General features: G+C 67.9%; 15 protein-coding genes. 8 read left to right on the top strand and 7 right to left on the bottom strand.

The window, feature by feature from the left end:
• The first annotated feature begins 12 nt into the window (after positions 1-12).
• The gene (locus AOZ06_RS13970) at positions 13-432 is read left to right on the top strand and encodes a YciI family protein (protein WP_335338390.1); all 420 of its coding nucleotides are present in this window, start codon (positions 13-15) and stop codon (positions 430-432) included.
• On the opposite strand, the gene AOZ06_RS13965 is transcribed toward AOZ06_RS13970, so the two are convergent.
• The gene (locus tag AOZ06_RS13965; protein WP_157233007.1) at positions 404-1,201 is read right to left on the bottom strand and encodes a GNAT family N-acetyltransferase; all 798 of its coding nucleotides are present in this window, start codon (positions 1,199-1,201) and stop codon (positions 404-406) included. The two genes, AOZ06_RS13970 and AOZ06_RS13965, sit on opposite strands and share 29 nt — an antisense overlap.
• Positions 1,182-3,011: an Hsp70 family protein gene (locus tag AOZ06_RS13960; protein ID WP_054289782.1), complete on the bottom strand. Its 1,830-nt coding sequence runs from the start codon at positions 3,009-3,011 to the stop codon at positions 1,182-1,184. The genes AOZ06_RS13965 and AOZ06_RS13960 overlap by 20 nt, the downstream gene beginning before the upstream one ends.
• Positions 3,012-3,121: 110 nt before the next feature.
• On the opposite strand from AOZ06_RS13960, the gene AOZ06_RS13955 reads away from it, so the two are divergent.
• The 4 genes from AOZ06_RS13955 (at position 3,122) to AOZ06_RS13940 (ending at position 7,247) form a co-directional block, all read left to right on the top strand.
• Positions 3,122-4,309 (top strand): four-carbon acid sugar kinase family protein, encoded by a 1,188-nt coding sequence (locus AOZ06_RS13955; RefSeq protein ID WP_054296631.1) that lies wholly within the window; start codon positions 3,122-3,124, stop codon positions 4,307-4,309.
• Positions 4,306-5,325 carry a 4-hydroxythreonine-4-phosphate dehydrogenase PdxA gene (gene pdxA / locus AOZ06_RS13950; RefSeq protein WP_054289781.1) on the top strand — a complete coding sequence of 340 codons (1,020 nt, stop codon included), beginning with the start codon at positions 4,306-4,308 and terminating at the stop codon, positions 5,323-5,325. Before AOZ06_RS13955 ends, pdxA begins: the two co-directional genes overlap by 4 nt.
• Positions 5,322-6,005, top strand: a complete 684-nt coding sequence (locus AOZ06_RS13945) for a DeoR/GlpR family DNA-binding transcription regulator (protein WP_054289780.1) — start codon at positions 5,322-5,324, stop codon at positions 6,003-6,005. Before pdxA ends, AOZ06_RS13945 begins: the two co-directional genes overlap by 4 nt.
• A gap of 78 nt (positions 6,006-6,083) precedes the next feature.
• Positions 6,084-7,247, top strand: a complete 1,164-nt coding sequence (locus tag AOZ06_RS13940; protein WP_218921986.1) for a pyridoxal phosphate-dependent aminotransferase — start codon at positions 6,084-6,086, stop codon at positions 7,245-7,247.
• Positions 7,248-7,369: 122 nt separating this feature from the next.
• Here AOZ06_RS13940 and AOZ06_RS13935 read toward each other — a convergent pair whose 3' ends face one another.
• The 4 genes from AOZ06_RS13935 to AOZ06_RS13920 are packed head-to-tail and all read right to left on the bottom strand — an operon-like array spanning position 7,370 to position 10,733.
• Positions 7,370-7,882, bottom strand: coding sequence for a hypothetical protein (locus AOZ06_RS13935; protein WP_054289778.1), 513 nt, complete (start codon positions 7,880-7,882; stop codon positions 7,370-7,372).
• Positions 7,875-8,993, bottom strand: coding sequence for a hypothetical protein (locus AOZ06_RS13930; protein ID WP_054289777.1), 1,119 nt, complete (start codon positions 8,991-8,993; stop codon positions 7,875-7,877). The genes AOZ06_RS13935 and AOZ06_RS13930 overlap by 8 nt, the downstream gene beginning before the upstream one ends.
• A gap of 13 nt (positions 8,994-9,006) precedes the next feature.
• Entirely contained in the window at positions 9,007-9,387 is a 381-nt protein-coding gene (locus tag AOZ06_RS13925; RefSeq protein ID WP_054289776.1) for a FixH family protein, read from the bottom strand.
• Positions 9,384-10,733, bottom strand: a complete 1,350-nt coding sequence (locus AOZ06_RS13920) for a hypothetical protein (RefSeq protein ID WP_054289775.1) — start codon at positions 10,731-10,733, stop codon at positions 9,384-9,386. Before AOZ06_RS13920 ends, AOZ06_RS13925 begins: the two co-directional genes overlap by 4 nt.
• Before the next feature lie 128 nt (positions 10,734-10,861).
• Between AOZ06_RS13920 and AOZ06_RS13915 the strand changes: the two genes are divergently transcribed.
• The 3 genes from AOZ06_RS13915 (at position 10,862) to AOZ06_RS13905 (ending at position 17,528) form a co-directional block, all read left to right on the top strand.
• Positions 10,862-11,986, top strand: coding sequence for a sensor histidine kinase (locus AOZ06_RS13915; protein WP_054296630.1), 1,125 nt, complete (start codon positions 10,862-10,864; stop codon positions 11,984-11,986).
• On the top strand, positions 11,983-12,660 hold the full coding sequence (locus AOZ06_RS13910; protein ID WP_054289774.1) for a response regulator: 678 nt from the start codon (positions 11,983-11,985) through the stop codon (positions 12,658-12,660). The genes AOZ06_RS13915 and AOZ06_RS13910 overlap by 4 nt, the downstream gene beginning before the upstream one ends.
• A gap of 275 nt (positions 12,661-12,935) precedes the next feature.
• The gene (locus tag AOZ06_RS13905; protein WP_054289773.1) at positions 12,936-17,528 is read left to right on the top strand and encodes an ATP-dependent helicase; all 4,593 of its coding nucleotides are present in this window, start codon (positions 12,936-12,938) and stop codon (positions 17,526-17,528) included.
• Positions 17,529-17,693: 165 nt separating this feature from the next.
• Here AOZ06_RS13905 and AOZ06_RS13900 read toward each other — a convergent pair whose 3' ends face one another.
• Positions 17,694-24,377 (bottom strand): polymorphic toxin-type HINT domain-containing protein, encoded by a 6,684-nt coding sequence (locus AOZ06_RS13900; protein ID WP_054289772.1) that lies wholly within the window; start codon positions 24,375-24,377, stop codon positions 17,694-17,696.
• Between the last annotated feature and the right edge of the window lie 184 nt (positions 24,378-24,561).

The following is a 24,561-nucleotide window of genomic DNA, read 5'->3' as shown; positions in this document are numbered from 1 at the left end:
AGCATGCGTTTCATGATCATCATCAAGTCCGACGAGGAGACCGACGCCGGTCGTGTGCCGTCGGAGGCCGAGTTCGCGGCGATGGCGCAGTTCAACCAGGAGATGGCCGACGCGGGCATCCTGCTCGGCGCCGAGGGCCTGCTGGACAGCGGCAAAGGCGCGCGGGTGAAGCTGACCGGCGGCAAGACCACGATCACCGACGGCCCGTTCACCGAGTCCAAGGAGCTCGTCGCCGGGTTCTGGATGATCAAGGCGGACTCGCTGGAGGAGGCGATCGACTGGGCAGGCCGGGTGCCCAGCCCGCCGGACATCGAGACCAACCTGGAAGTCCGCCAGGTCGTCGAGGCGTCGGCGGACTACGCCGAGACCTACACCGACGAGCTCGGGGAAGGCGAGGACCGGCTCAGGGAGCAGATCGCCGACAACCGGTGACGCTGTGTTCGGTGAACGTCCCCAGGTCGGCGAACCCGAGGGCCCGGTAGATCGGCTGCCCGTCGGGTGACGCCTGCAGCACGGCCGTGCCGAAGCCCTCGGCACGCGCCGCGTGCAGGGCGGCGAGCGTGATGGCGCGCCCGAAGCCGCGGCGGCGGTGACTGACCAGGGTGGAGACGTTGTAAAGCCCGGCGACTTCGTGCGCCAGGAACGCCTCCGCCGCGCACACGGCGGCACCGTCGTAACAACCGACGAAGTAGCGCGCCTGGCACTCGGGATCCAACGCGGCCTTGGCGACGCGCGAGTAGAACCGGACGACGCCAGGCGCGGGCGGGTCCCAGTTCGCGGCGAGCACGAGAGCGTAGTCCGCGAGCTCGTCCGGAGTGGTCACCTGCCGGATCTCCAGCCCGTCCGGGACCGTGGGCTCGGGCAACGCGGACAGCGTCGCCACCATCCCCGGCTCCGGGTCATGCGCTGGATAGCCCGCGACCGCGATGCGTTCCGACAGCGAGCCGGGTGTGGACGTCGGGTCGACCCACCACGAGAACGCGCCGTCCACGGCCGACACCGTCTCGGCGATCCGGTCGTCGGCGTCGTCCTCGGAGAACCGCGCCCTCGCGATGATGTTGAACGTGTCGTCGCCGACGTCGCCGTCGGCGATCACCAGGTCGTCCGACCGCACCACGGTCATCCCCTCGGACCGCAGGTGCAGGTGCGACGAGTGCGCGACGAAGTTGGCGACCATCCGGTCAAGTACCGGGCTGGACATTCCTCTCCCAGTAGTTCGCGATGTCGTCGGGTGAGCCGGAGTCACGCAGCTGCACCTTGCTGAGCACGCCGACCACCGGCCTGTCCTTGACGGTGAAGACCAGCTTGCCGGTTCCGCCGCTGATGGCCGCGCGGTACTCGCCGCTGAGCCCGTTGCCGGTCCAGTCAGCCTGGACCATGTCGCCGCCCAGCGAGCCGATCACCATCTGCGCCTGCTTGGTGGCTTCGTCGTTCGACGACGCCTGCAAGTACGAGACCTGGTAGTCCTGGCTCAGGGTGCACGTCGCGGTCAGTCCGGCGGCGGCGTCAAGGCCGCTGCTCTCCGCACCCGCCTTGCACGCGTTGTTGTCCGGCACGGTCCCGGCCAGTTGCCGCAGGCACTTGGTGAAGCCCTTGTCGTCCTTCTCCCCCACCGCGCCGCAGTCCTCGGCCGTCACGCCACCGCCGCCCCGCAGCAGGAAGATCCCCGCGACCACGGCCAGCACGACGACGAGCGCGCCACCGCCGATCAGCAGCTTGCGGTCCGGTTTCTTCTTGCCCGCCGCGGGCGTCAGCGTCGGGAAGTTGCTGGGCAACGGCGCCTGCGGCGTGGGCGACGGCGCCTGCTGCGCCGGGAAACCGCCACTCGACGGCGTGGGGGTCGGCGGCATGTAGGTCGCACGGACCGGCGCCATCGTCGCGGTCGGCTGGTCCTCGCTCAGCGCGCTCTGCACGTTCTGGGTCTGGGTGCGGGCGCTGATGCCTTCGTGCGGCACGTGGTGCGCACCGAGCGCCACCGCGGTTTCCGGCTGGTCGAGGCTGGTGGGCACGACCCGCAGCTGCTCGGCGATCAGCTGCGCGACCAGCGGCATCCGGCTCGACCCACCGACGAGGTAGATGCCGAGCAGCCGGTCGGGGGTCATCCCGGTCGACCGGATCGTCCCGGCCAGCAGCTCCACGCTGCGCAGCAGGTTCGGCCGGACCAGCGCTTCCAGTTCGGCCCGCGTGACGAGCACGTCGTCGAACGGCTCGGGCATCGGCACCTCGGTCTGCGGGTGCCTGGACAGTGCTTCCTTCGCGGCTTTCACGTCCTCGCGCAGCGAACGCTGGGCGCGGCGGTCACCGGTCGTCTCCGGACGCAGCAACCGCTGCCAGCGAGCGGGGTCGCGGTGCGAGACCTCACGACCGACGTGCTCGAGCATGGCCTGGTCCACGTCCAGACCGCCGAGGTCGGGCAGGCCGTCCTCGGCGAGGACGGTGAAACCGGTCTGCGTCGCGCCGACCACGGCGATGTCGAACGTGCCCGCACCGAGGTCGTAGACCGCGAGCGCCTTGCCCGGCGCCAGCGACTGGCCGGGGAAGGAGGCGAAGTGCGCGGCCGCGGCCACGGGCTCGGGCACGAGCAGCAGGTTGTTGCCCAGACCGGCCAGCCGGGCCGCCGCCATCAGGACGTTGCGCCGGGTCGGGCCCCACTGGGCGGGATGTGTCAGGCGCACCTCGTCCGGCTTGGCACCGCCCAGCTGCCGTGACGTTTCCTCACCCACGCGGCTCAGCACGGCGGCGAGCGCGTCGGTCACGGGTACGACGGTGTCGCCGAGCAGCAGGGTGCCCTCGTCGACACGGCGTTTGGGGTTGGGTTCGAAGCGCGACGGGTCCAGCCGGGCCCGGCGCTCGGCGTCCCTGCCGACCAGCAGGTTGCCGTCTTCGCTCGCGAAGACCGCGGACGGCATGGTGGCGGAGCCGTCGACCTCGACCACACGCGGCGCACGCCCGTGGGCGGACAGCACAGCGACGGTGTTCGACGTGCCGAGGTCAACTGACAGGACGCGCACTGATCTCCCCTTTGATGCGACCGGCTGGTCGGCCCAGATGGTGCCATGCCGACGGGTACGGGTGGGTCCGGGTTGACTTTCTGCTCATTCTGAGCATGCTGATGCTCGGAATGAGCACTGTACGCGTCCTGGTGATCGGCGACGACCTGACCGGTAGCAACGCGACCGGCGCGTTGTTCGCCCGCTTCGGGATGCGCACCATGACCGTGCACGGAAACGGCGCATTGCCCGACATCGAGGCGCTCGTGGTCAACCTCGGCAACCGGCACGCGGCCCCCGGTGAGGCGCGAGCCGCTGTGAGAGCGACGATCGAGGCAGTGGGTGACGTACCTCTCGTCGTCAAACGGGTCGACACGACGCTGCGGGGCAATGTCGGAGCCGAGACAGACGCGGCGATCGAGGCGTTGAACGTGCGGGCTCTCGTCGTACCCGCGTTCCCCGACGCCGGGCGGGTCACTGTGGGCGGGCTGCACCTCGTCGACGGTGTCCCGCTTGCCCAGACGGCAGCCGGACGCGACGCGCTCAACCCGGTGAAGTCGTCCCGCGTGGCCACGATCCTCAGGGCGGGAACCGGCCGGTCGATCAGCGAGATCCCGCTGGACGTCGTCGAGCAGGGCGTGGCCGCGGTCGCGGAGGCGCTGCGCACCGGCAGTGAGATCGTCGTCTGCGACGCGACCCGCAATGCACACCTTCGGGTGATCGCCGAGGCGGCGGCGCAGGTGTCGAAACTGTGGTTGTCGGTGGATTCCGGCCCGTTCGGCGTCCGGCTCGCCGCGGCGCTGGGGATCGCGCCGGGTGACCAGCCGAGACCACCGGTGCTCGCCGTGGTCGGCAGCATCACGGCGAGCACCGCGGACCAGGTTCAGGAAACCGAGCAGACGCTGGGCGCCACGTACGTCACAGTGACCGGACAGGAATCACCCGAAGGTGTGATTCGCGCCGTCGGTGACCTGCTCGGCCAGGACCTCGGCGTGGTCGGCGTACGCACCATGGCAGCCGCGCTCGACCGGGAACTCGCGGCGAAGCTCCCGGGCTTTCTCGCTGAGGTCACCAGACAAGTGCTGACACGGCACAGAATCGGCGGGCTGTACGCGACCGGCGGCGACATCGCCACGGCGATCACGGCCGCACTGGACACCGACGGATTCGTGATCGACGACGAGGTGGTACCGCTGGCTGTGGTCGGCAGGCTCGCCGGTGGCCCGTTCAACGGACTGCCGTTCGCCACGAAAGGCGGCCTGATCGGCGACCACACCGCCGCGGTCGCCTGCATCGAACGGCTGAGAGGAAGCACATGACCAAGCCCGTGCTCGCGGTGACGCTCGGGGATCCGGCCGGGATCGGACCGGAGATCACCGCGAAGACGCTCGCCGCGCCGGAGGCCACGGACACCGCGCGCCCGCTCGCAGTCGGCGACGCGCCCGTCCTGCGCCGTGCGATCGAGGTGCTCGGCCTGGACGCGGCGGTCAACGCCGTGTCGTCGGTGGCCGACGCCAGGTTCGAGCCAGGCACGATCGACATCCTCGACCTGGGCATCGCGCCCGGTGACCTGCCTTGGGGCGAGGTGAACGCGACCGCGGGCAAGGCAGCCGTCGCCGCGATCGAGGAGGCGACGAGGGCGGCGCTGCGCGGCGAAGTGGACGCCGTCGTGACGTCACCGATCAACAAGGAGTCGATCTGGGCGGCCGGGTCGAAACACCTCGGGCACACCGAGATGCTCGGCGAACTGACCGGCTCCGACCGGTTCAACACCATGTTCTGGGTCCGCGGTCTGCGGATCTTCTTCGCGACCAGGCACCTGTCGCTGCGCCAGGCGGTCGAGCAGATCACCAAGCCGAACATCGAACACGCGATCCGCGAGGCGTACACGGCGTTGCGTGTCTTCGGCAACGAGTCCCCCAGACTCGCCGTGGCAGCGCTGAACCCGCACGGCGGCGAAGGCGGCAAGTTCGGTGACGAGGAGATCGTCGCGATCGCGCCTGCGGTCGAAGCGGCGAAAGCCGACGGGCTGGACGTGTCCGGCCCGATCCCGGCGGATTCCGTGTTCCACCAAGGCCTCGAAGGCCGCTACGACGGTGTCCTGTCGCTGTACCACGACCAGGGGCACATCGCGTCGAAGACCGTCGACTTCCACGGCACGGTGTCGGTGACCGTCGGTTTGCCGATCCTGCGCACGTCGGTCGACCACGGCACTGCCTTCGACATCGCCGGAACCGGCCGCGCCGAGCACGGCACGATGGTGGCGGCGTTCCGGGCCGCCGTGGATCTCGCACCGTACGCGCCCCGCCTGCGTGAGGCCTATCCCGGCAGATGAACGCGCGTGAACGCAGGACGAAGCTGTTGCACGAGGTGCGCGGCGGAGCTGGGCACATCAACGAACTGGCGGACCAGTTCCAGGTGTCGCCGTCCACGATCCGCCGTGACCTCACCATGCTCGAACGCGACGGCCACGTCGTGCGGACGTACGGCGGCGCTGTGGAGCGGAGCGTCCGGGAGAAGGACACCCGCAACGTCACCGAAAAGGATGAAATCGCGCTGAAAGCGGCGGAACTGGTCGAGGACGGCGAGCTCATCGTCCTCGACGCGGGCACGACGACAGGACGCCTCGCCGCACACCTCTCACATCGCACCCTGACCGTTGTCACCAACGGACTGACAGCGATCACCGCGCTCGCGGAGAGCGCGACCGTGGACCTGATCGTCTTGGGTGGACGCCTGCGCCAGCCGAACGCGTCGATCCTCGGCGCACCGGCCGTCGAGCAGCTGCGGCACATCGGCGCGGACCGCGTGTTCCTGGGCGCGGACGGCCTGAGTCCCGAACGGGGTCTGTGCTCGCCCAGCCTGGAACAGGCGCACCTCAAATACGCGATGCTGCACAGCGCGCGGCACGCGTACGTCCTGGCAGATCACTCCAAGCTCGGCCATGAACCGTTTTCCTACTGGACCCCCCTTGACAGACCGCACACCGTGGTGACGGATTCGCCCGTGCACTGACCCGGCACATCCCCTGAACCGGTCGCACACGATTGCTCGTATGGACCAGTGCAGCCGCGACCAGACGGGAGTGCCGACGTGCGACATGGTGTGGATACCGGTCTGTTCCAGCGCGCGGCGCACAGCCCGTCGTACTTCGAGCTGATCAGGGGAATGGGTGACGGCGGCAGGCAGATCGCTGACTTCTGCATCCCGTGCAACCCGTACTTCCCGACTCCGGCGATGTTCGGCGAACTGGCCAAGAACCTGGAGATGGTGCTGAAGTTCTACCCGAGCGACTCGGCCACCATCGCGGGCAGGCTGGCCAGGATCCTCGGCCTCAACCCGTCGACCGTCGCCATGTCGAACGGCTCGACCGAACTGATCACGTGGATGGACCACCTGTGGTTCACCGACAGCGTCGCCGTGCCGATTCCCACTTTCGGGCGGTGGACCGACCAGCCGCTGGAGACCGGCAAGCGCGTCGACATGTACCCGCTGCTGGAGAGCAGCGATTTCAACCTGAACATCGACGACTACATCAAGTTCATCCGGAAGCGTAGATCTCGCGTGGCTGTGCTGTGCAACCCGAACAACCCGGATGGCGGTTACCTGCCGCGCCGCGAGATCGTGCGGTTCATGGACGAGCTCTCGGATCTGGACCTCGTCGTGATCGACGAGTCGTTCATCGACTTCGTCGAGGTGGAGCGCAATCCGTCGGTCGCGTCGGACGCGACCATCCGCCCGAACGTGGTCGTGCTCAAGAGCCTCGGCAAGAACTTCGGGCTGCACGGCATCCGCTTCGGCTACCTGGTTGCGAATCCCGCGCTGGCCGGGAAGATGGCGCGGGCCCTGCCGAAATGGAACCTGAACTCGCTGGCCGAGACGGTCGTGTTCATGCTGGAGGAGCACGCGGGCGACTACGCGGAAAGCCTGCGCCTGCTGGCGCGCGACCGCTACCAGATGGGTATGGAACTGGCCAGGAACTCCGATCTGACCGTCTACTCGTCGCAGGCGAACTTCCTGCTCGTCAAGCTGGCGCACGGCACCGACGGGATGGCGCTGCGGGACTACCTGTTGCAGCGGCACCAGGTCTTCATCAGGGAGTGCGGCAACAAGCTCGGGATGGACAGCCGGTTCGTCCGTCTGGTGGTCCGTCCGGACAAGGACGTCGAACGCCTCGTCGAAGGACTGCGCGGTTTCGCCAAAACCCGATGGGAGAACGATAATGCCGCTCCGGCACTGGTCCACAGCGTGTCGTGACCGGGTGTCCGGCTCGGACGGCTGGGCGCGACTGGTCGACTACGTCGAGGTTTTCCGGCGCACGGCGCCGAGAAGCACTCGGGTGCCACCGGTTCGGCGGCCGGCGGCACCCGGGTCCTCCGCTACACCGGTCGGCGGGTGCGCCGCCACGCGATGACGATCAGCGCGATCAGCCCGAACAGCGGGATGGTGCTGATCGCCCAGCTCAGACCTATCGGCGGTCCTGGCTGCTCCATCACTTTGAGGCTGCGCAGTTCACCCGTTCCGGTGCCTTTCGGCCCGTCGATGTCGAAGCGCACGGTCCAGTCGCCGGGTTCCGGCAGGCTGCGCACGTCCAGGCCCCAGACCTCACGCTTGCGCGGGTGGCGGGCCAACGGCTCACCCTGCCGCTCCTTGCCGAGGCTCATGATCACGCGTCCTCCCTTGCCGGCGATGCCGTCGTCGGGGGCGAATGTGAAGTCCAGTGACTGCATGGCTTTCAGCGGCCACGTGCTGAAGCCGACGGTGACGGTGTACGGGCCGGCCGTGACCTTCTCCGTGTGCACGATGTTGACCGGCTCATAGGCCGACGCCGGTGCGGCGAACCCGAGCAGCAGCCCGATCACCACGAGCAATCCCCACGCTGTCCTAAGCATGACTGGCTTCCTCCGGGCTGGTTTCGTTGGCAGGTGCGAGGTGCCGCAACATCTGGCCGAATCGGCGGCCCAGCATCCCGGCGAGCGCGCCGACGATCGCGCCGACCGCGGCCGTGGCCAGGTAGGCATCCGTGGGTGGCATGGAACCGCCGTACACCCAGGCGTTCTGCAGCGGCACTGTCAGCGTGATGATCAAACCACCGACCGCGCCGGTGATCGCGGCCGGCACCTTGCGCAGCAGTTCGATGGCAGCGGCGACGATGATCAGGCTCATCGGGATCAAGGCAGGCAGCGAAGGAACACCGTCGATGTAGTCACGGACCGGCAATCCCACAGCGTCGGCGTACACCCGCGCCGCCCACGGCGAAAACCACCAGAACACCGCCTGGATCAGGCCGACCGCCACGGCGACAGCGAGAGCACCACCGCGGCGGGTGATCACGCCAGCGGCCATCGTCAACAGCAGGACGCACATGAACGTGGCCCCCGCTGTCACCGGGTACACGATGCCGTCCGGCAACGCCCGCAAGCCGATCACAGTCACCATGCTGAAAGCGAGCAGCGTGGCCGCGCCGGCGATCGTGCCGGCCTGGCCCCATCGGTGTTCGCGCGCGGTGGCGAAAACCATCACCGCGCCGACCATGGTGATGGAGATCGACAGCAGCAAACCGATGTGCGGTGGGGAATCGATCACCGCGTCGAAGCCGTACAGGCTGTGCCACCACTGGTCCCACAGGCCGTACAGCAAGAACGACGCGGCTCCGACGCCGGACACGAGGTAGCCGACGGGCGCCGCGAAGGTCTTGCCGAAGACGCCGACAGCGCGGCCTCCCACGATCGGGTCGATGTTCCCGCCACGGCGCTGCGCCGCGGTGGTCATCAGGACCACGACGAGGCTCGCGATACCGGCGACCGCGCTCCCGGAGTACAGCAACAGGTGCGGCAACGTGAAGAACGTGTCCGGCCCGACATCCGAGTGCCACTGGATGTCCCAGGTGAGGCCGACGAGCGAGAGCATCGTTCCGCCGAGCACGACACTCGCCGGGATCAGTCCTCTCGGCGCGCTCTTCGCCGCGGCTGCACTCCCGGCCATCGACGCGGTCATGTCCATTGATCCACCCCTTTCAGTCGAGCAGCAGCGGGACCACGACCCGCTCTGTCCCCAGCGAAACCGTGATCTCCCACTGACCCGCCATCGGCAGGTCGACGTTGTCCGCCCGGAACCGGCCGGGTTGTGTCGGCACGGCGGTGACCGGGCTGAGCGCGTGCCCCATCTGCGGCATCGCCGGTTCGATCGTCACGTCACCCGACGCCGGTGTCCCTGTCTTCTCGGTGACCTCGATGTCCAGCGTGTTGGTGCCTTGCTTCAGCGGCTGCGCACTGACTTTGAAGTTGTAGCGCGGCGAGTCCGCGACGAGCTGGTGCGTCTCACCGGCCCTCGGCCACAGCAGCAGCGCGGCCACCGCGACGACGAGTGCGCCGAGCACGCTCAGCAGGACCTTCATCCGTCTGTCCCCTTTGGAACTTCGACGACCGTCGGCACGATGAGGATCGAGTAGTCGCGTTCGACCTGGATCCACACCAGGTAGCGGCCGGGCATCGGGAAGGAGTACGTGAACGGCACGTCCGGGCCGTACGCCGCGACGCTCTCGTCCGGCTTGCCGGGCAGACCGGGCGAGGACGGGATCATCGAGTGCACATGGGCCCAGATTCGCGCGTCCGCGTGATTCTGCTGGGCTTGTGGCCTGCCGTCGGCGATCGGCCCGACCACGATCATGTGTCCGAGCATCCCCAGCCACGGCTGGAGGTCTTTCGTACCGAACTTCGCCGTGATCGTGCTCGGTGTCCCAGCAGGCCGGATCTGGGTCACGAGATCGGCTTTTCGCTCGATCGGGTGATTCTGCGCTTCGCCTGTCACCTCGACGGACGAGCGGAGCAGCTGGACTCCTCCGCCACGCCTGGCGATCTCCGCCGCTATCGCGTGCACACCCGGTTCCGGTTTGAGCCGGGCACGGTAGTCCCCTGGCGCGACACGGATCGGGTGCAGGTGCTGGAGCGCGCCGCTCGGCGAAATCACCACAAGGTGTATCAACGCGTTGTCGTGCACGAGCAGGTCGTCGACCGGCCGCCCGGACGAGCCATCCGTCAGACTCAGCCTCAGGTCGTTGCCCGCCATACCCGGCACCAGATTCACCGGCGGCCGGGAGAAGTCCGTGATGGACGTTCGTTGGTACGGGTCGTTGACGTTGTCGAACGTCGGGTCCAGATCCGCGCCGGGCGCGGGCGGCGCGGGGATGACCGGCGCGAGCAACGCCGCGGTCGCGGCCGCGGCGATCGCCGCGATCATCCCGGCGGCGGGGACAACCGCCATGCCGACCCGTCCCCGGACGGCGAGCACCAGCGCCACGACGAGGAGCAGACCAGCCGCGACGAACCCGCCGTACGTCGCTGTCTCCCACGGCGACGCGACGATCGCCGGGACCACGAACGGGATCGTGGCCTCGTCGACCTTCAGCTCCCACGGACCGGGCCGGTCCACCTGGACCGTGCCTGCGTGGAAACCAGGCTTCGCCCCCAACTCCACCTTCGTCGTGCTCGTCGGCGAACCCGCCGCGCTGGCGCTCACCGTGACCACGCCGGGCGGCGATCCCGCGTGCGTCACCAGATCGACGTGCACCGGTCCCGGCACCTCCGCCACCCGGCGGATGATGACCGTCAGCTCACGGTCGCCCAATGTCTGCGCCACGTGGATGTCGGCGCCGGTCTGGGCGCCGTCGGCCAGCGCCGGGGCGGCGATCCCGAAGAGCATCCCCAGCGTGAGCAGCAATGTCGGCAGAGTTCGCATCGCCATGGATACAACCAGCGAAGCGACGAGGTTTCGTCCCTTCGGCGGTGGAATCCGCATCCCCTGCGCGGGGGAGGAAGGACCCCGGGAAGTAGGACGTTCTCCCCTGGGTGATGCGGCAGGATCTGCACTCGATGCTCACCACCAGTTTGTCGCTGAAACGCCAGTCGTGGCTGGTCGCCGCCGCGTGCATGGTCACGGACGGCGCCTTCGTGCTCCTCTTCGGGTGTGAGACGTGGCAGAACTGGCTGACCCTCGTGCTGACGCTCGCCGTGGACGCCGCGCTGGCCGGTCCCGCCCGCCTGTCCGGCTACGTCGCGTTCGCCCACGCGGCCGTGCCGATCCTGACCTTGTTGATCGGCAACGACACACCCGCGAACGACGCGGGTCTGCTGGTCGCTGGTTACCGCGCCGGTGCCTGGCTGCACGGCCTGCCCGCGATCGCGGCGTTGATCGCGCTGTCGGCGAGCCTGCTGGCGTGCACCTTGATCGTGGACAGGCGCCTGGAGCTGGGCATAGTCTCGATGGTCAAGGCGTCGGTGCTGCCGTTTCTCGTCGGCCGGTACACCACCGCGCGGCGGGCGTACCTCGCGGAACTGGAGCGCCGTTCGGAAATGGAACGGCGCGACGAGCGGGAGGCTGTGTCGAGAGCCATCACGGAGGAACGCAGTTCCATCGCCCGCGACCTGCACGATGTCATCGTGCACCACGTCAGTGCGATCGGACTGCACGCCGGGGCGGCCCGGTTGGGCCTGCCGGCGGGCAACACGAAGGTGGAGACTTCACTGCGGTCGGTGGAGACAGCCAGCCGTGCGGCCATGGTGGATCTGCGGTACCTGCTCGACTTGCTGCACGGCGAGAAGCCCGACGGCGCCCGTCAGCCGGGTCTCGACAACCTCGACGAACTGTTCGACGGCGTGCGATCCGCGGGCGTGCCCGCGCAGTACGCCGTGTCGGGCCCGCAGCGGGAGGTGCCTGGGTCACTCGGGATAACTGTGTACCGGATCGTGCAGGAGATGCTGACCAACGCCCTGCGGCACGGTGACCACTCCGGTGTGTCCGTCTCGCTCGAGTACGAGCCGGATTCGCTGACCATCACGTCGGTGAACCGGATCGGTGTCGACCGGGAGCCCGCCGGGACCGCGCGGCGCGGCCTCGTCGGGATCCGCAACCGGGCGGGGTTGTTCACCGGCCGCACCGAGGCCGGGGTCGATCCGGACGGCGTGACCTGGCGGACGAGCGTGAGGTTCCCCCTATGACGACACTCCGGGTACTGCTCGCTGACGACCACGCCATGCTGCGGTCCGGGATGCGCGCGATCTTCGACACGCAATCGGACCTGGAGTGCGTCGCCGAAGTGGCCGACGGCCGCGCCGCGGTCGCCGAAGTCGCCCGGCTGCGCCCGGACGTCGCGGTGCTGGACATCCGGATGCCCAAGTTGGACGGACTGGGCGCGACCGAGGCGATACTGGGCGATCGGGCGAACCGGACCAAGGTCATCCTGCTGACGACCTACGACAGCGACGAGTACGTGTACCGGGCGCTCAACGCGGGCGCGAGCGGGTTCCTGCTGAAGTCGCTGCCGCCCGAGGAGCTGATCTCCGCGATCCGGGTGGCCGCGCGCGGTGACGCGCTGATCGACCCGTCCGTGACCCAGCGGCTGATCGCGCGGTTCGCCGTGAGCATCGCGCCACCGGTCACCCCACCGGAACTGTCCCAGCTCACGGCGCGTGAGCGGGAGGTGCTCCAGCTCGTGGCAGCCGCCTACAGCAACGCCGAGATAGCCGCGCAGCTGCACGTCGGCGACGAAACCGTGAAGACGCACGTGTCGCGCGTGCTGTCCAAGCTCGGGCTACGTGACCGCGTGCACGCCGTGGCGTACGCGCACCTCAACGGGCTCGTGACGAGACGACACCCGCTTCCGCCTGGGTGAACACGCCGGTGCCTGCCCAGCCCGCCCCCTCGGCTGGGCAGGCACCCCCCCTTTCGATTCCCCTTGGCGGATTTGAGCTTTCCAGTTCCGGTAGTCGTCCTGCGACTGTTCTCGCCCGTAGCGGAATCGCTGTCAGCGAACGCGCTGCCCTGTTGCCGGCACACCTGCCCGAGACCGTCCCACCTCCGCTCGCCCGCTGGCCTCCCACCAGCCGAACGAAACACTGTTTCCGCAGGTCACAAGGCTCATTCGCGAAACTGTCGTACCCACGATGCATGATGGTCGGCGTGGACGCACTCGACCTCTTCTCACCCGCGACCCGCGACTGGTTCGCGGGAGCCTTCGCGGCCCCGACCCAGGCGCAGGCCGGGGCGTGGCGTGCGGCGGCGGCAGGTGAGCACGCACTGGTCGTGGCACCCACCGGGTCCGGCAAGACGCTCGCCGCCTTCCTGTGGGGTCTCGACCGGCTGGCGACCCAGCCGCCCGCGGACGAGCCGAAACACCGCTGCCGCGTCCTGTACATCTCGCCGCTCAAAGCGCTCGCGGTGGACGTCGAGCGCAACCTGAGGGCACCACTGGCCGGGATCAGGCAGGCCGCCCACCGGCTGGGGCTGACCCCGCCGTCCATCTCCGTCGGCATGCGAACCGGTGACACGCCTGCCGACGAACGCCGTTCCTTCGCCAGGACGCCGCCCGACATCCTGGTGACCACGCCCGAATCCCTGTTCCTCCTGCTCACATCGGCCGCGCGGGAGTCTCTCAAGGGCATCGAGACTGTGATCGTCGACGAGGTGCACGCGGTGACCGGCACCAAACGCGGCGCGCACATGGCGTTGTCGCTGGAACGGCTCGACTCGTTGCTGCCCAAACCAGCGCAACGCATCGGTCTCTCGGCCACTGTCCGGCCGGTCGAGGAGGTCAGTGCTTTCCTCGCCGGTGGCCGCCCGGTCACGGTCGTCCAGCCGAAGGCGGCCAAGACCATCGAGATCAGCGTCCAGGTCCCGGTGGAGGACATGGCCAACCTGGACACTCCTCAGGCACCCGACCCGACCGGCGCGCTGCCGGTGCAGGGCGGGATCGGCACGCTCGAGGAGATCACGGGCGAGATCGGCGCCCCCCGGCGGCCGTCGATCTGGCCCGCGGTCGAGGACCGCATCCTCACCCTGGTGCGCCAGCACCGGTCGACGATCGTGTTCGCCAACTCCCGGCGGCTGGCCGAACGACTCACCGCCAGACTGAACGAGCTCGCGGAGCAACAGCCGTCGGAGCCGGACCGCTTCCCAGCCGAGGCGATCGGGCAGTCGGGGCTCACCAGCGGCGCGCCGCCGGTGATCGCCCGGGCGCACCACGGATCGATGGCGCGCGAACAGCGCACTGTCGTCGAGGAGGAGCTGAAGTCGGGCCGGCTCCCCTGTGTCGTCGCGACGTCCTCGCTGGAGCTCGGGATCGACATGGGCGCTGTCGATCTCGTCATCCAGGTCGAGGCGCCGCCGACCGTCGCGTCCGGCCTGCAGCGCGTGGGCCGGGCAGGGCATCACGTGGGCGCGGTGTCCCGTGGCGTGATGTTCCCCAAGTTCCGCGGCGACCTGGTGTCGTGCGCCGTGGTCGCGGAACGCATGCGTGCGGGGGCTATCGAGGCGGTCCGGTACCCCAGGAACCCGTTGGACGTACTCGCACAGCACATCGTGGCGATGGTCGCACTCGAAGCATGGACCATCGACGAGCTGTCCGGAGTGGTCCGGCGGGCCGCGAACTTCGCGTCGTTGCCGCAGTCCGCTTTGGAGTCCGTGCTGGACATGCTGTCCGGGCGGTATCCCAGCGAGGAGTTCGGCGAACTGCGGCCTCGCGTGACGTGGGACAGGATCGCGGGCGAGTTGCGCGGCCGTCCCGGCTCGCAGCGGCTGGCGGTCACGTCCGGCGGCACGATTCCCGACCGCGGGCTGTTCACCGTGATGACCCCGCCCAGTGAAGGGCGTGCGGGGTCACGGGTCGGCGAACTGGACGAGGAGATGGTCTACGAGTCCAGGGTCGGCGACACCTTCCTGCTCGGCACGTCCGCGTGGCGGGTCGAGGACATCACCCACGACCGGGTGATCGTGCTGCCCGCGCCAGGGCAGCCTGCCCGGATGCCGTTCTGGAAGGGCGACGCTCCCGGGCGCCCGCTGGAACTCGGCAGGGCGATGGGGAAGTTCCTCCGTGAAGTGTCCACATCGGAGGATTCGGCGGCCAGGCAACGGGCCGCGTCAGCGGGGTTGGACGAGTGGGCGACGGACAACCTGCTGACGTACCTCGCCGAGCAGAAGCAGGCCACGAGACACGTACCGGACGATCGGACGGTGCTTGTCGAGCGGTTCCGCGACGAGCTCGGCGACTGGCGGCTGGTCGTGCACTCGCCGTTCGGCGCACGCGTCAACGCGCCATGGGCGTTGGCGATCGCCGCACGGCTGCGCGAAAGCCGGGGCATCGACGCGCAGATGGCGCACTCCGACGACGGGATAGTCATGCGGCTGCCGGACGCCGTCGACGACTCCGGCACGGAGGTCACCGCCAGCGCCGAGGATGTCCTGCTCGACCCGGACGAGATCGAGCAGATCGTGGTGGCCGAGGTGGGTGGTTCGGCGTTGTTCGCGGCCCGGTTCCGCGAATGCGCCGCACGCTCACTGCTCCTGCCAAGAAGGGATCCACGGCGGCGCAGCCCTCTGTGGCAGCAGCGCCAGCGTGCGGCGCAACTGCTGTCGGTGGCGGCGAAGTACGAGCGGTTCCCGGTGGTCCTGGAGGCCATGCGGGAATGCCTGCAGGACGTGTACGACCTCGAAGGCTTGCGTGAGCTGATGAAGGACGTGCGCGCCCGCCGGGTGCGCGTGGTCGATGTGGAGACGCCCACGGCGTCGCCCTTCGCCCGCAGCTTGCTGTTCGGCTACGTGGGGATGTTCCTGTACGAGACCGACACGCCGTTGGCCGAGCGGCGTGCGGCCGCTCTCTCACTGGACTCGTCCCTGCTCGCCGAACTGCTGGGTTCCGAGGCCATCCGCGAGTTGCTGGACGCCGATGTGGTGGCCGAGGTCGAGCGGTCGCTGCAACGGCTGGCCGAGGACAGGCACGCACGGCACGCGGAGGACGCGGCCGACCTCCTGCGTTTCCTCGGCGACCTGACCGACGCCGAGGCGGCCACTCGTGGCGTCAAACCCGAGTGGCTGACCGAACTGATCGCCCAGCGCCGGGTGATCAGGGTGCGTATCGCGGGTGAGGACCGCAACGTCGGCATCGAGGACGCCGGCCGGATGCGGGACGCACTCGGGGTGGCGCTTCCGGTGGGTGTGCCGGAGGCGTTCACCGAACCGGTCGCCGATCCGCTCGGCGACCTGCTGGGCCGCTATGCCCGCACGCACGGCCCGTTCCCCGCCGCCGAGGCCGCGGCGAGGTTCGGGCTGGGCACAGCGGTGGTGACAGGTGTGCTCGACCGGCTGGCCGGTACCGGACGGCTCGTCCGTGGCGAGTTGCGGCCAGGCGGCACACACACCGAATACTGCGACGCCGAGGTGTTGCGCCGGTTGCGCCGAGCGTCGTTGGCGCGACTAAGGGCTGAAGTGGAGCCGGTCGAGCAGGCCGCGCTCGGGCGATTTCTCCCCAGTTGGCACGGTGTGGGGAAGCGTTTGCGCACCGCGCCGACAGCGGACGACGTGTTGTCCGTGGTGGAACAACTCGCGGGGACTCCCCTCCCGGCGAGCGCGCTCGAGTCGCTCATCCTGCCGGCACGGCTGCCAGGCTACTCCCCTGCTCTGCTCGACGAGCTCACAGCGGCGGGCGAAGTCACCTGGTGTGGCAGTGGTTCGCTGGCCGGGGGCGATGGCTGGATCGCCCTCGCGCCCGCGGACGTCGCCGACTTGTTGCTGCCGGACGTCGAGGACAACGTCCCCGACGCACCGGTGCACCAGGCCATCCTGTCCGCATTGGACGGTGGTGCGCTGTTCTTCCGGCAACTGGTCGACCGGACCGGTTCCACCGACGACCAAGAGGTGGTCACCGCTCTCTGGGATCTGGTGTGGGCCGGTCTGGTCACCAACGACACGCTCAACCCATTGCGAGCCCTGGTATCCGGCAAGGGTGCGGCGCACAAACCACGCCGCTCCACACCACGCGGCCGGTATGCCCGCATTCGTGCCCAACGCCCTTCGATGCCCAGCAGGACCGGCCCGCCCACAGTCGGCGGACGCTGGTCACTGGCCGTCGAACGCGAATCCGACGCCACTCGCCGAGCCCATGCGCGAGCAGAGGCTTTCCTGGAACGCCATGGAGTCCTCACGCGCGGCGCGCTGGATACCGAACGCGTCACCGGTGGCTTCAGCGCCGTGTACAAAGTCCTGCGCGCGATGGAGGAATCCGGCCAGGTCATCCGCGGCTATGTCGTGGAGGGACTCGGCGCGGCCCAGTTCGCCGCCCGCGGAGCGGTTGACCGCCTCCGAGCCCTGTCCCGTGCGGCAGGCAAGGACATCGACCCTTCCGGCGCGGTGGTACTCGCCGCCGCGGACCCGGCCCAACCTTATGGGGCAGCCCTTCCTTGGCCCGCCACCATCGGCGAGGGCAAACACCGCCCAGGCCGGAAAGCAGGCGCCTTGGCCGTCCTTGTCGACGGTGAACCTGCCCTGTACGTCGAACGAGGAGGAAAGTCCCTCCTGTCTTTCACAGAGGAAGACGAACCTCTCCGTGCGGCCGCGGAAGCCCTTTCCCGTGCCGTTCGCGAAGGCTGGCTGGGGCAACTGGCTGTCCAGAAGGCCGACGGCGACCTCGCCCTCACCTCTCACCTCGCCGAAATCCTCCGCGACGCGGGCTTCCGCGCGACCCCCAAAGGCCTTCGCCTCCGCGCCTGAGCAACTCGTTGCCGCTGACCGCGTGAGTCCGCGTCGGGGGTGTCTTCGCGGGCTCACGATGGAACCCGCGAAGACATGAACCACCTGATTCAGGCAATCATCTCGCACAGCTTGGCAGAGCCTGACGTTCGCATGGCCCCAGCTCGCGTGCGCCCTGCCATCTCATCACTTGAGGTTGATCGGGATTCTCCCCCGGTGGCCTTCGTTTCCTGTCGTCCGCGTGAAGGTGATCTCCATCCGGTCGTATCCTTGACTGGCAGCCTGAGCTCCGTAGCGATTGCGCAGCAAACCCAACATTTCTCCACGGCCATCCGGACCCAGGGAGTGCCGTAGACTTTCCTGGTTGGCCACACCGTCCGCTGGGACGACGAAAACGTCCTCCAACACGAGCGTCTTGCCATCACCCCAGGTTTTGTCGGCGCCGATCAGATAATCCTTGCCATTCGACAACGTCACCATGTCTTCGTACCTCCTGCCCTCCTTGAACACAGGGCATGTGTTGTGCACGAGAACCGGGTCGGTCCCGACCAGCACGTAGAACGTGTGCAAGTCGTCGACGGTGAGGTTGTGCGCCGCTCCAAGGTGTGCGCTGACGAGCCGCATGCCCGCGACACGAGTCGAAGCACCATTTGCCGTCAGCAAGCGGTCGCCGGGGTCAAGCTGGTCGGCGCGCTGCCACTGGCGGTCGGTGTCGTTCCAGAACGGGTGGTCCTCGGTCGTGGTGACCTTCGACCCGTCCTCGGTGACCAGGTCCTGCAGTGTGTCCTCGTGGACCATGGTGGCGGTGACGGTCCGGGCGCCCTTCTCACCCGTTTCCGGATCTGTGGCCAGGACTTGGTCGCCGGCTTCGATGTCCTCGATGGGTTTGGTCGAGCCGTCGGCCATGACGACTTGGGTGTCGCCGCTGAAGCTGCAGAGTTTGCGGCCGTTCTTGGCGACTTTGAGCGCGTCGCCGACACCGGGGATCAAGCCCACGGCGTCGTTGGCGACACTGTCCCAGTCCCCGTTGACGGCGTCGCGGACCATCGATATCCCATCGAAGGCAGGGTGGAAGAAGCCCATTATGTCGAGGAAGACTCCGGTCCTGTCCGTGGGGACACAGCCGGTCTCGTCGGGGTATTCGGCGCAGAACGCGGACCTGAACTCCAGGAACTCGTCGTAGTTCGTCTGCTGTGAGTCACGCAGCCTGTCGAAGTTCTGACGCAGGAGCGTCTTGCGGCGCTTCGGGTCCTGTGTCAGGTCCGTGTGCTCTTTCGGTGTCCGGTTCGGGTACTTGGTGGTCTTGGTCTTGTTCACCTGGCTCGGCTGTTCACACGGCCGTGCGCCACAGGGGTTCTTCTTCGGTGGCGGATCACACGGGCGAGCACCACACGGGTTCGACGGTGGTCTGCCGTCGCCCCATTCACCACAAGGGCGTGCACCACAAGGGTTTCCCTTTGGTGGGTCTTCACATGGCCGGGCACCACACGGAGCCAGGCCCGACGGGTCGCTCAGCGTGGTCGGGTTGTTGTTGGCGTACGTGTACCCAGTCCACTGCTGGGGGCTGGACAGGTCGATGAGCGGATCGACGGAGATGAACCGGCCGATCTCCGGATCGTAGTTGCGGGCCCCGATGTCCGAGAGACCGGTGACCTCGTTGTGCGGCTTGTTGAGGAAACCGTGGTTGTCCGGCCAGATTCCGCCTTCGGTGGTTCCGATCGGGTTGCCGTACGGGTCAAGTTCCCTTCTTGTCACGGCGAATCCGGTTGACGAAACGCTGACCTGGTTGGTGCCGTGCTGGTCCGCTTGCAGGTACTGCGGCACTCCGGCACCGACTCGCAATGCGACCACGGTGCCGTTGTGCTCGTAGTACCGCGTTCCGGCTATCGCGCCGGTCTTGGTGTCGCGTGCCAGTTCCTCGCCTGGAAGGAACAGGGTGTTCTTGCCGGGGTCGCGCCGCAGCAGCTGTATACCGTCCGCGTCGTACACGTAGGACGTTTCGCCTGCCGGGGTGGTCATCTTGGCCAGACGGTTGTACTCGTTCCACTCCAGGGTTTGTGTACCACCCGGCAGCTTCCTGGCTTTGGTGCTGCCGGACGCGTCGTATTCGTAACTGGTTGTCAGGCCACCAGTCGTGGAGGACTGGACGGCGTGCGGACGTACCGCGGTCGCGCCCGGCGTGGGATACGAGTACGCGGTCGTGGTGTCCGTGCTGGACGAGAGGCCGTGCTTGACCTGTGACTTGCGCAGTCCGGTCGGGTCGAAGGTCCAACTGGTCCAGTAGGGCTTCGGGCCGCCGACGTTGGCCGCCGACGGCGCGGCTGCGCAGTTGTCGGTGGCTGTCCACGCTTCGGACAACCTGGTCAGCGAGTCGTAGTCGAAGCACTGAGTGCGTATGCGCCCACCGGCATCCAACTGGCCCTGGGTGTTCGCGATCTTCTTGAGGTTGCCGAACTGGTCGTAGGAGTACTGCAGATCGTCGATCTGCGACCACGCTTGCTTCGCTGACAGGTTCGCCTTCGTGAGCCGGCGAGTCTGCGAGTCGCGGTCGTAGGTCAACCACCCCGTGCTGTCGTTGACACCGAGGGTGTACTGGGATGGTTCACGGAAGGGCGTGTACGACGAGTCGAGGACGTAGGTGTTGTACCCAGCCGTCTTCGTCGCGTTGCCGAACCGGTCGTAGTACATGTTGATGACCTCGGCGGGCAGGCCGCCGCGGGCTTCCTTCGAAGCGCTCCTCAGCAGGCCGGTCGTGGTGTAGGTCAGCGTGGTCTCGTAGATGCCTGCGAAACCAGTCTCCGACTGCGGGATTCCGATGACCTGGACGGCGGGGTTGCCGTCGCTGTCGTAGTTCTTGATCCCGCTGACGTAGTCACCCTGTGGGGTGTGCCTGGTGTTGTAGGCGGGCTTTCCGACGCCACCTGGCGAGGTGTCGTACGTCCACGAGGCGAGTTTCTTGTTGTCTTCCTTCTTCCCGGAGTACTCGGTGATCCGGCGGCCCAGCTTGTCGTACTCGTACGACAGGACTTGGCCACGCGCGTCCTTCACGGAGGTGACCCGGCCGGCGAGATCGAAGGTGGAGGTGCGTGCCCCGGAATCCGGGTCCGCGGAACGGTCCTGACGGCCCAGGAAGTCGTAGCCGTAGGTCCACGCGTTGCCTGCCGAGTCCGTCATCCGATCGAGCTGACCCTGCGCGTTGTACTTGTATGTGCTCGTCTGCGGTGCTCCGCCGGACACGATTCTTCCGGTGATGGTGGGCGGTGCTGTGTACGACAGCAGCGAAGTGTTGTTTCCGCGTACGTCGCTGACCGTCGTGCTGGTGACCCCGCCCTTCGGCGGGATGGTGGTGACGCGGTCCCCGCCGTACACCGTCCGGGTTTCCGAGGTGGCTACGAGACCCCGGTAGCTGGTGACTGCCGTCGGCCGGCCGGCTCCGTCGAAAGAGCTGACGGTTCGTGCGTCGACCGCGGCGTCCGCGACTGAGATCAACGTCGTGGTCGGCGGGCCGTCAGTGACATAGCGGGTGTTGGCGCGAACCATCCAGCCGTGCGAGTCGTAGAAGAGATCCTTCACGACCCGGTTGGCCACCCCCGCGGGCTTGCTGGTGTCGTCGGCCTGTGTCTGGCGCAGTCGCCCCATGCCGTCGAAGATGTCGATCGACGTGATGTAGGCGGTCGTCTCGCCGGTGTCGACCAGGGTCTGCGTGGTGATCGTCGAAGGCTTGTCGGCGCGTAGCTGGTAGCTGTACTTGGTGTTGGCGTCGGATCCCCGCATCCGGCCGGGCCGCCACACCTCGGTCAACCGGCCGAGTTCGTCGTACTTCCCCTCGGTGCGGCGCTTCCCCACGTCCTCGGCGACCAGCGTCTTGCCGCGAGAAGGCTCCAGCTCCATGGTGGAGGACTGTCCGAGTGCGTTGGTCGTGACGACCTTCGACACGATCCCGCCGTCAACGGGCGTGTAAGCCGTTGTGGTGGTGCTGTTGGCGGCGTCGGTGGTCTGTGTCGCACGTCCGGACGCGTCGTACTCCGCCTTGGCGGTGGTTTCGTACTGCAAGGAGCCGTTGGTGTTCGCGGTCGCGGTGTCGGTTCGAGTCGCCAGACCGGCTCCCGTGATGACCCCCAGCTTGTCCTGGCCGTCGTAGTAAGTCTGAGTCGCCGCGATGATCGGCGACTGGTCCCCGCCAGTGGCCGGGCAGGCCTGGAGTGACGTGATCACTTCCTTGACGCGGTCGCGGATCCAGGACTCGGTGTTGTCGGCGTACTTCATGGTGGTGCACATGTCCGCCACGCCGTCGCCTGAGCTGGTGGTGGCGCTCAGCCGTCCGATGGCGTCGTATTCGTTGACGGTTTTCGTTCCGCGTGTGCCACCAGCTGCGAGAGCAGTGAAGTCACGGCTGCGTTCGGTGGCGACTATGTCCGCGGTCAGCGCGTTCATGCCGTCGCGCTTGCGAGTGGCAGTGGTCTTGACGACCTTCATGTCGGTGATCGACGACGACACGAGTTCGTTGCCGTCGAACGTCTGCACCTCACGGACGCTTCCGGCGAAGTTGTCGTTGTCCGGCACTTTCTCACCCAGCGAGTTCACCACCTCCGCCGGGCGCTTGCCTCCCTTGGGCATGACGTCGTCGTTCATCCCGCGGTAGTACGTCGTGCGGGTCAGCGTCGTCTTGTCAGGCGCCTTTCCGGTCCGGACCTCCACCTGGCCGTAGCCTCGGAACTGGCCGTAGGTGCGGTTCTTCGGTTTGACGACCTCGTTGTCGTCGAAGTGCCAGGCCGGGGCGCCGACGTACGTGTACGTCGTGGTCTGGGTCGGCGAGACAGCTTCCCAATCCTGGACTTCCACTTGGTCGACCACGTACTTGTGGAAGTAGTCCAGCACCAGGTCCGGGTTGTTCAGGTCGAGTCCCCAGTAGACCGGGAAGCACCGCTTGCCCACGTTCGACTGGTCGGCGGGCACGTTCGTCGCCGTGCACTCGACCTCGCTGTACTTGACGTTGATGGACGAACCGGTCTCGGTGGTGACGTTCGTCAGCCGCCAGTGCGGCAGGGGCGGGTGGTTGTTGTACCCCTCCACCCGGTTGGCGTACATCTGGCTGGTGAACTTCACCGGTGGCAGTACGATCGACTTGCCGTCCTTGCCGAACCCGGTGCGCTCGATCTGGTCCAGCCGCAACTCGAGGTCGCCGACACCCGGGAAGGACTGTGTCAGCCGGTAGACGTCCACCTTGATTGGACCCGCACCCGCGTTGTACTGCGTGGTGATCGTGGACAACCGCTTCGTCGACCAGAACGTCGGCGAGTGGTTCTCGCACTTGGCGTCCTTCTTGCAGTCCATGTCCACCGGCGTGTCCGGCCAGTGCAGGGCGTTCTCGCGCTTGAACTGGTCGGGCGCACACGTGATCGCGCCGTTGGGCGTGCACCGCTCGGTGACGTCGAACAGCACCTGGCCCGGCACGGTCTGGCCGTACATGCTGCCGTTCTTCAGGCGGATGCCGTAGTCGATCCGGCGCAGCACGCCGCCTCGGGTGTACTCGACCGAGGTCGTGTTCTTGTTCGGCCCGTAGAAGCCGGTTTCCCTGTCGTAGTAGTACGCCTTCACGTTGCCGACCGGATCCTCGACGAAATCCAGGTTCCAGCGCCACGCCTGCGTGCAGGTGGACTTGTCGAACCCCGCCGCGTTGTAGCAGGGATTCCCGGGTTTCGGCCCGTACACCGGTACCGTCCACGCGGAATTGGTCACCTGCTGGCCGGTGTGGCCGGGCCCCTTGTCTCGGCCGAAGTAGTACGAGGTTCCATCCGTCGTGGTGATCTTCCAGTACTCGCCCCGGTAGGCGCCGTTGCCTGGGTCGTTGACGAGCTGGATCCTGGCACCGTTCTCGGAACCGGTGTGCCAGCCGGTGGCGGCGTCGAAGACGAGCGGCGTCGATTTCCCGTCCAGGTTCAGCGTCACGATCTGCCCCGCCCAGCACAGATCGTCGGTCCGGTGCTCCTTCGGCAGAGCTTCGTCCGTCGAGCAGGCGCGGTAGGTGCGCTCGATGTAGCCTGGCGAGTACTCCCAGCCCTGCCCGATCCATGACGGCTGGCTGTTGGTGCCCGAGGTCCGGCCGTCGACGCTGCCGGAGTCGTACGAGAGGGCCACTGACGCGCCGCCGCCCGCCGTCGACGGCGCCGTGATGGGATAGCTCCAGGTGAACGATCCCGAGTTGCCGGACGTGCCCCACGTGCCCGATGGCGACAGGGAGCTTGCCTCGAACGTGCCCTGTGCGCCCGACGGCCCGCCGACGGCGGCGACGACGGTCTGCTTTTCCACTGGAACAGTGGCTGTGACGGTCTGAGCCGAGGCATCGTTGCGGGAAGTCAGCGGCGTCTGCCGCTGACAGTCGGGGACGTCGGGCGTGGTCACCGCGCATGCGGGCATCCGCACCAGACGCAGCCGTGATCCGAAGTCCGCGCCGGCGGCGTACCGGAACGAGCTGTAGTCGACGCTGACTGTCGCCGGGCCTGGCTTGCCGGCGTGGAGGTCCAGCGCGACAAGCACACCGGTCACGCCGGCTCGGCGGCTCACGGCCTGGTCAGCCATGGCCACTCGGACTTTCTCAGGGCCTGCCGGCTCACGCAGCCTGACCGGCAGACCGCTCGCTTGGTCGGCTTTGCGCGCTGCGGCGAAGTCCACCTCGGCGGTGCCGGCGGCCGGCCAGCTGATGGCCCGCCGCGGGCCTTCGTCCCGGGTCGCTGCTACGTGTTGTTTTCCCAGTGGTACAACGGAATGTGGGATCACCTTCTCCTGTGGTACCGGCGGCCGGTTGCTCGGCGCTGCGGACGCCGGGACTCCGACAGCGGCGACGAGCGTGCTGAACAGCACAGCTGCCATACCTGCTGCGGACCCACGCCAGCCCGGTCTCCAACGACCGACATCTGTCGACATATCCACCCCCAAATCGGGACATGACACCAGCGGCGAGTTCAGCAGGACGCCATTTCACGGGGTTTTCACCGGTTCCGGGCCGTGAAAGCGCGACGTGAGCCTGAGGTGTTTCGCTCCGCGGGCTTGAGAG

It is taken from the genome of Kibdelosporangium phytohabitans (assembly GCF_001302585.1).
In the GTDB taxonomy this organism is placed as follows: domain Bacteria; phylum Actinomycetota; class Actinomycetes; order Mycobacteriales; family Pseudonocardiaceae; genus Kibdelosporangium; species Kibdelosporangium phytohabitans.
This window is presented reverse-complemented; position numbering and strand designations above follow the sequence as displayed.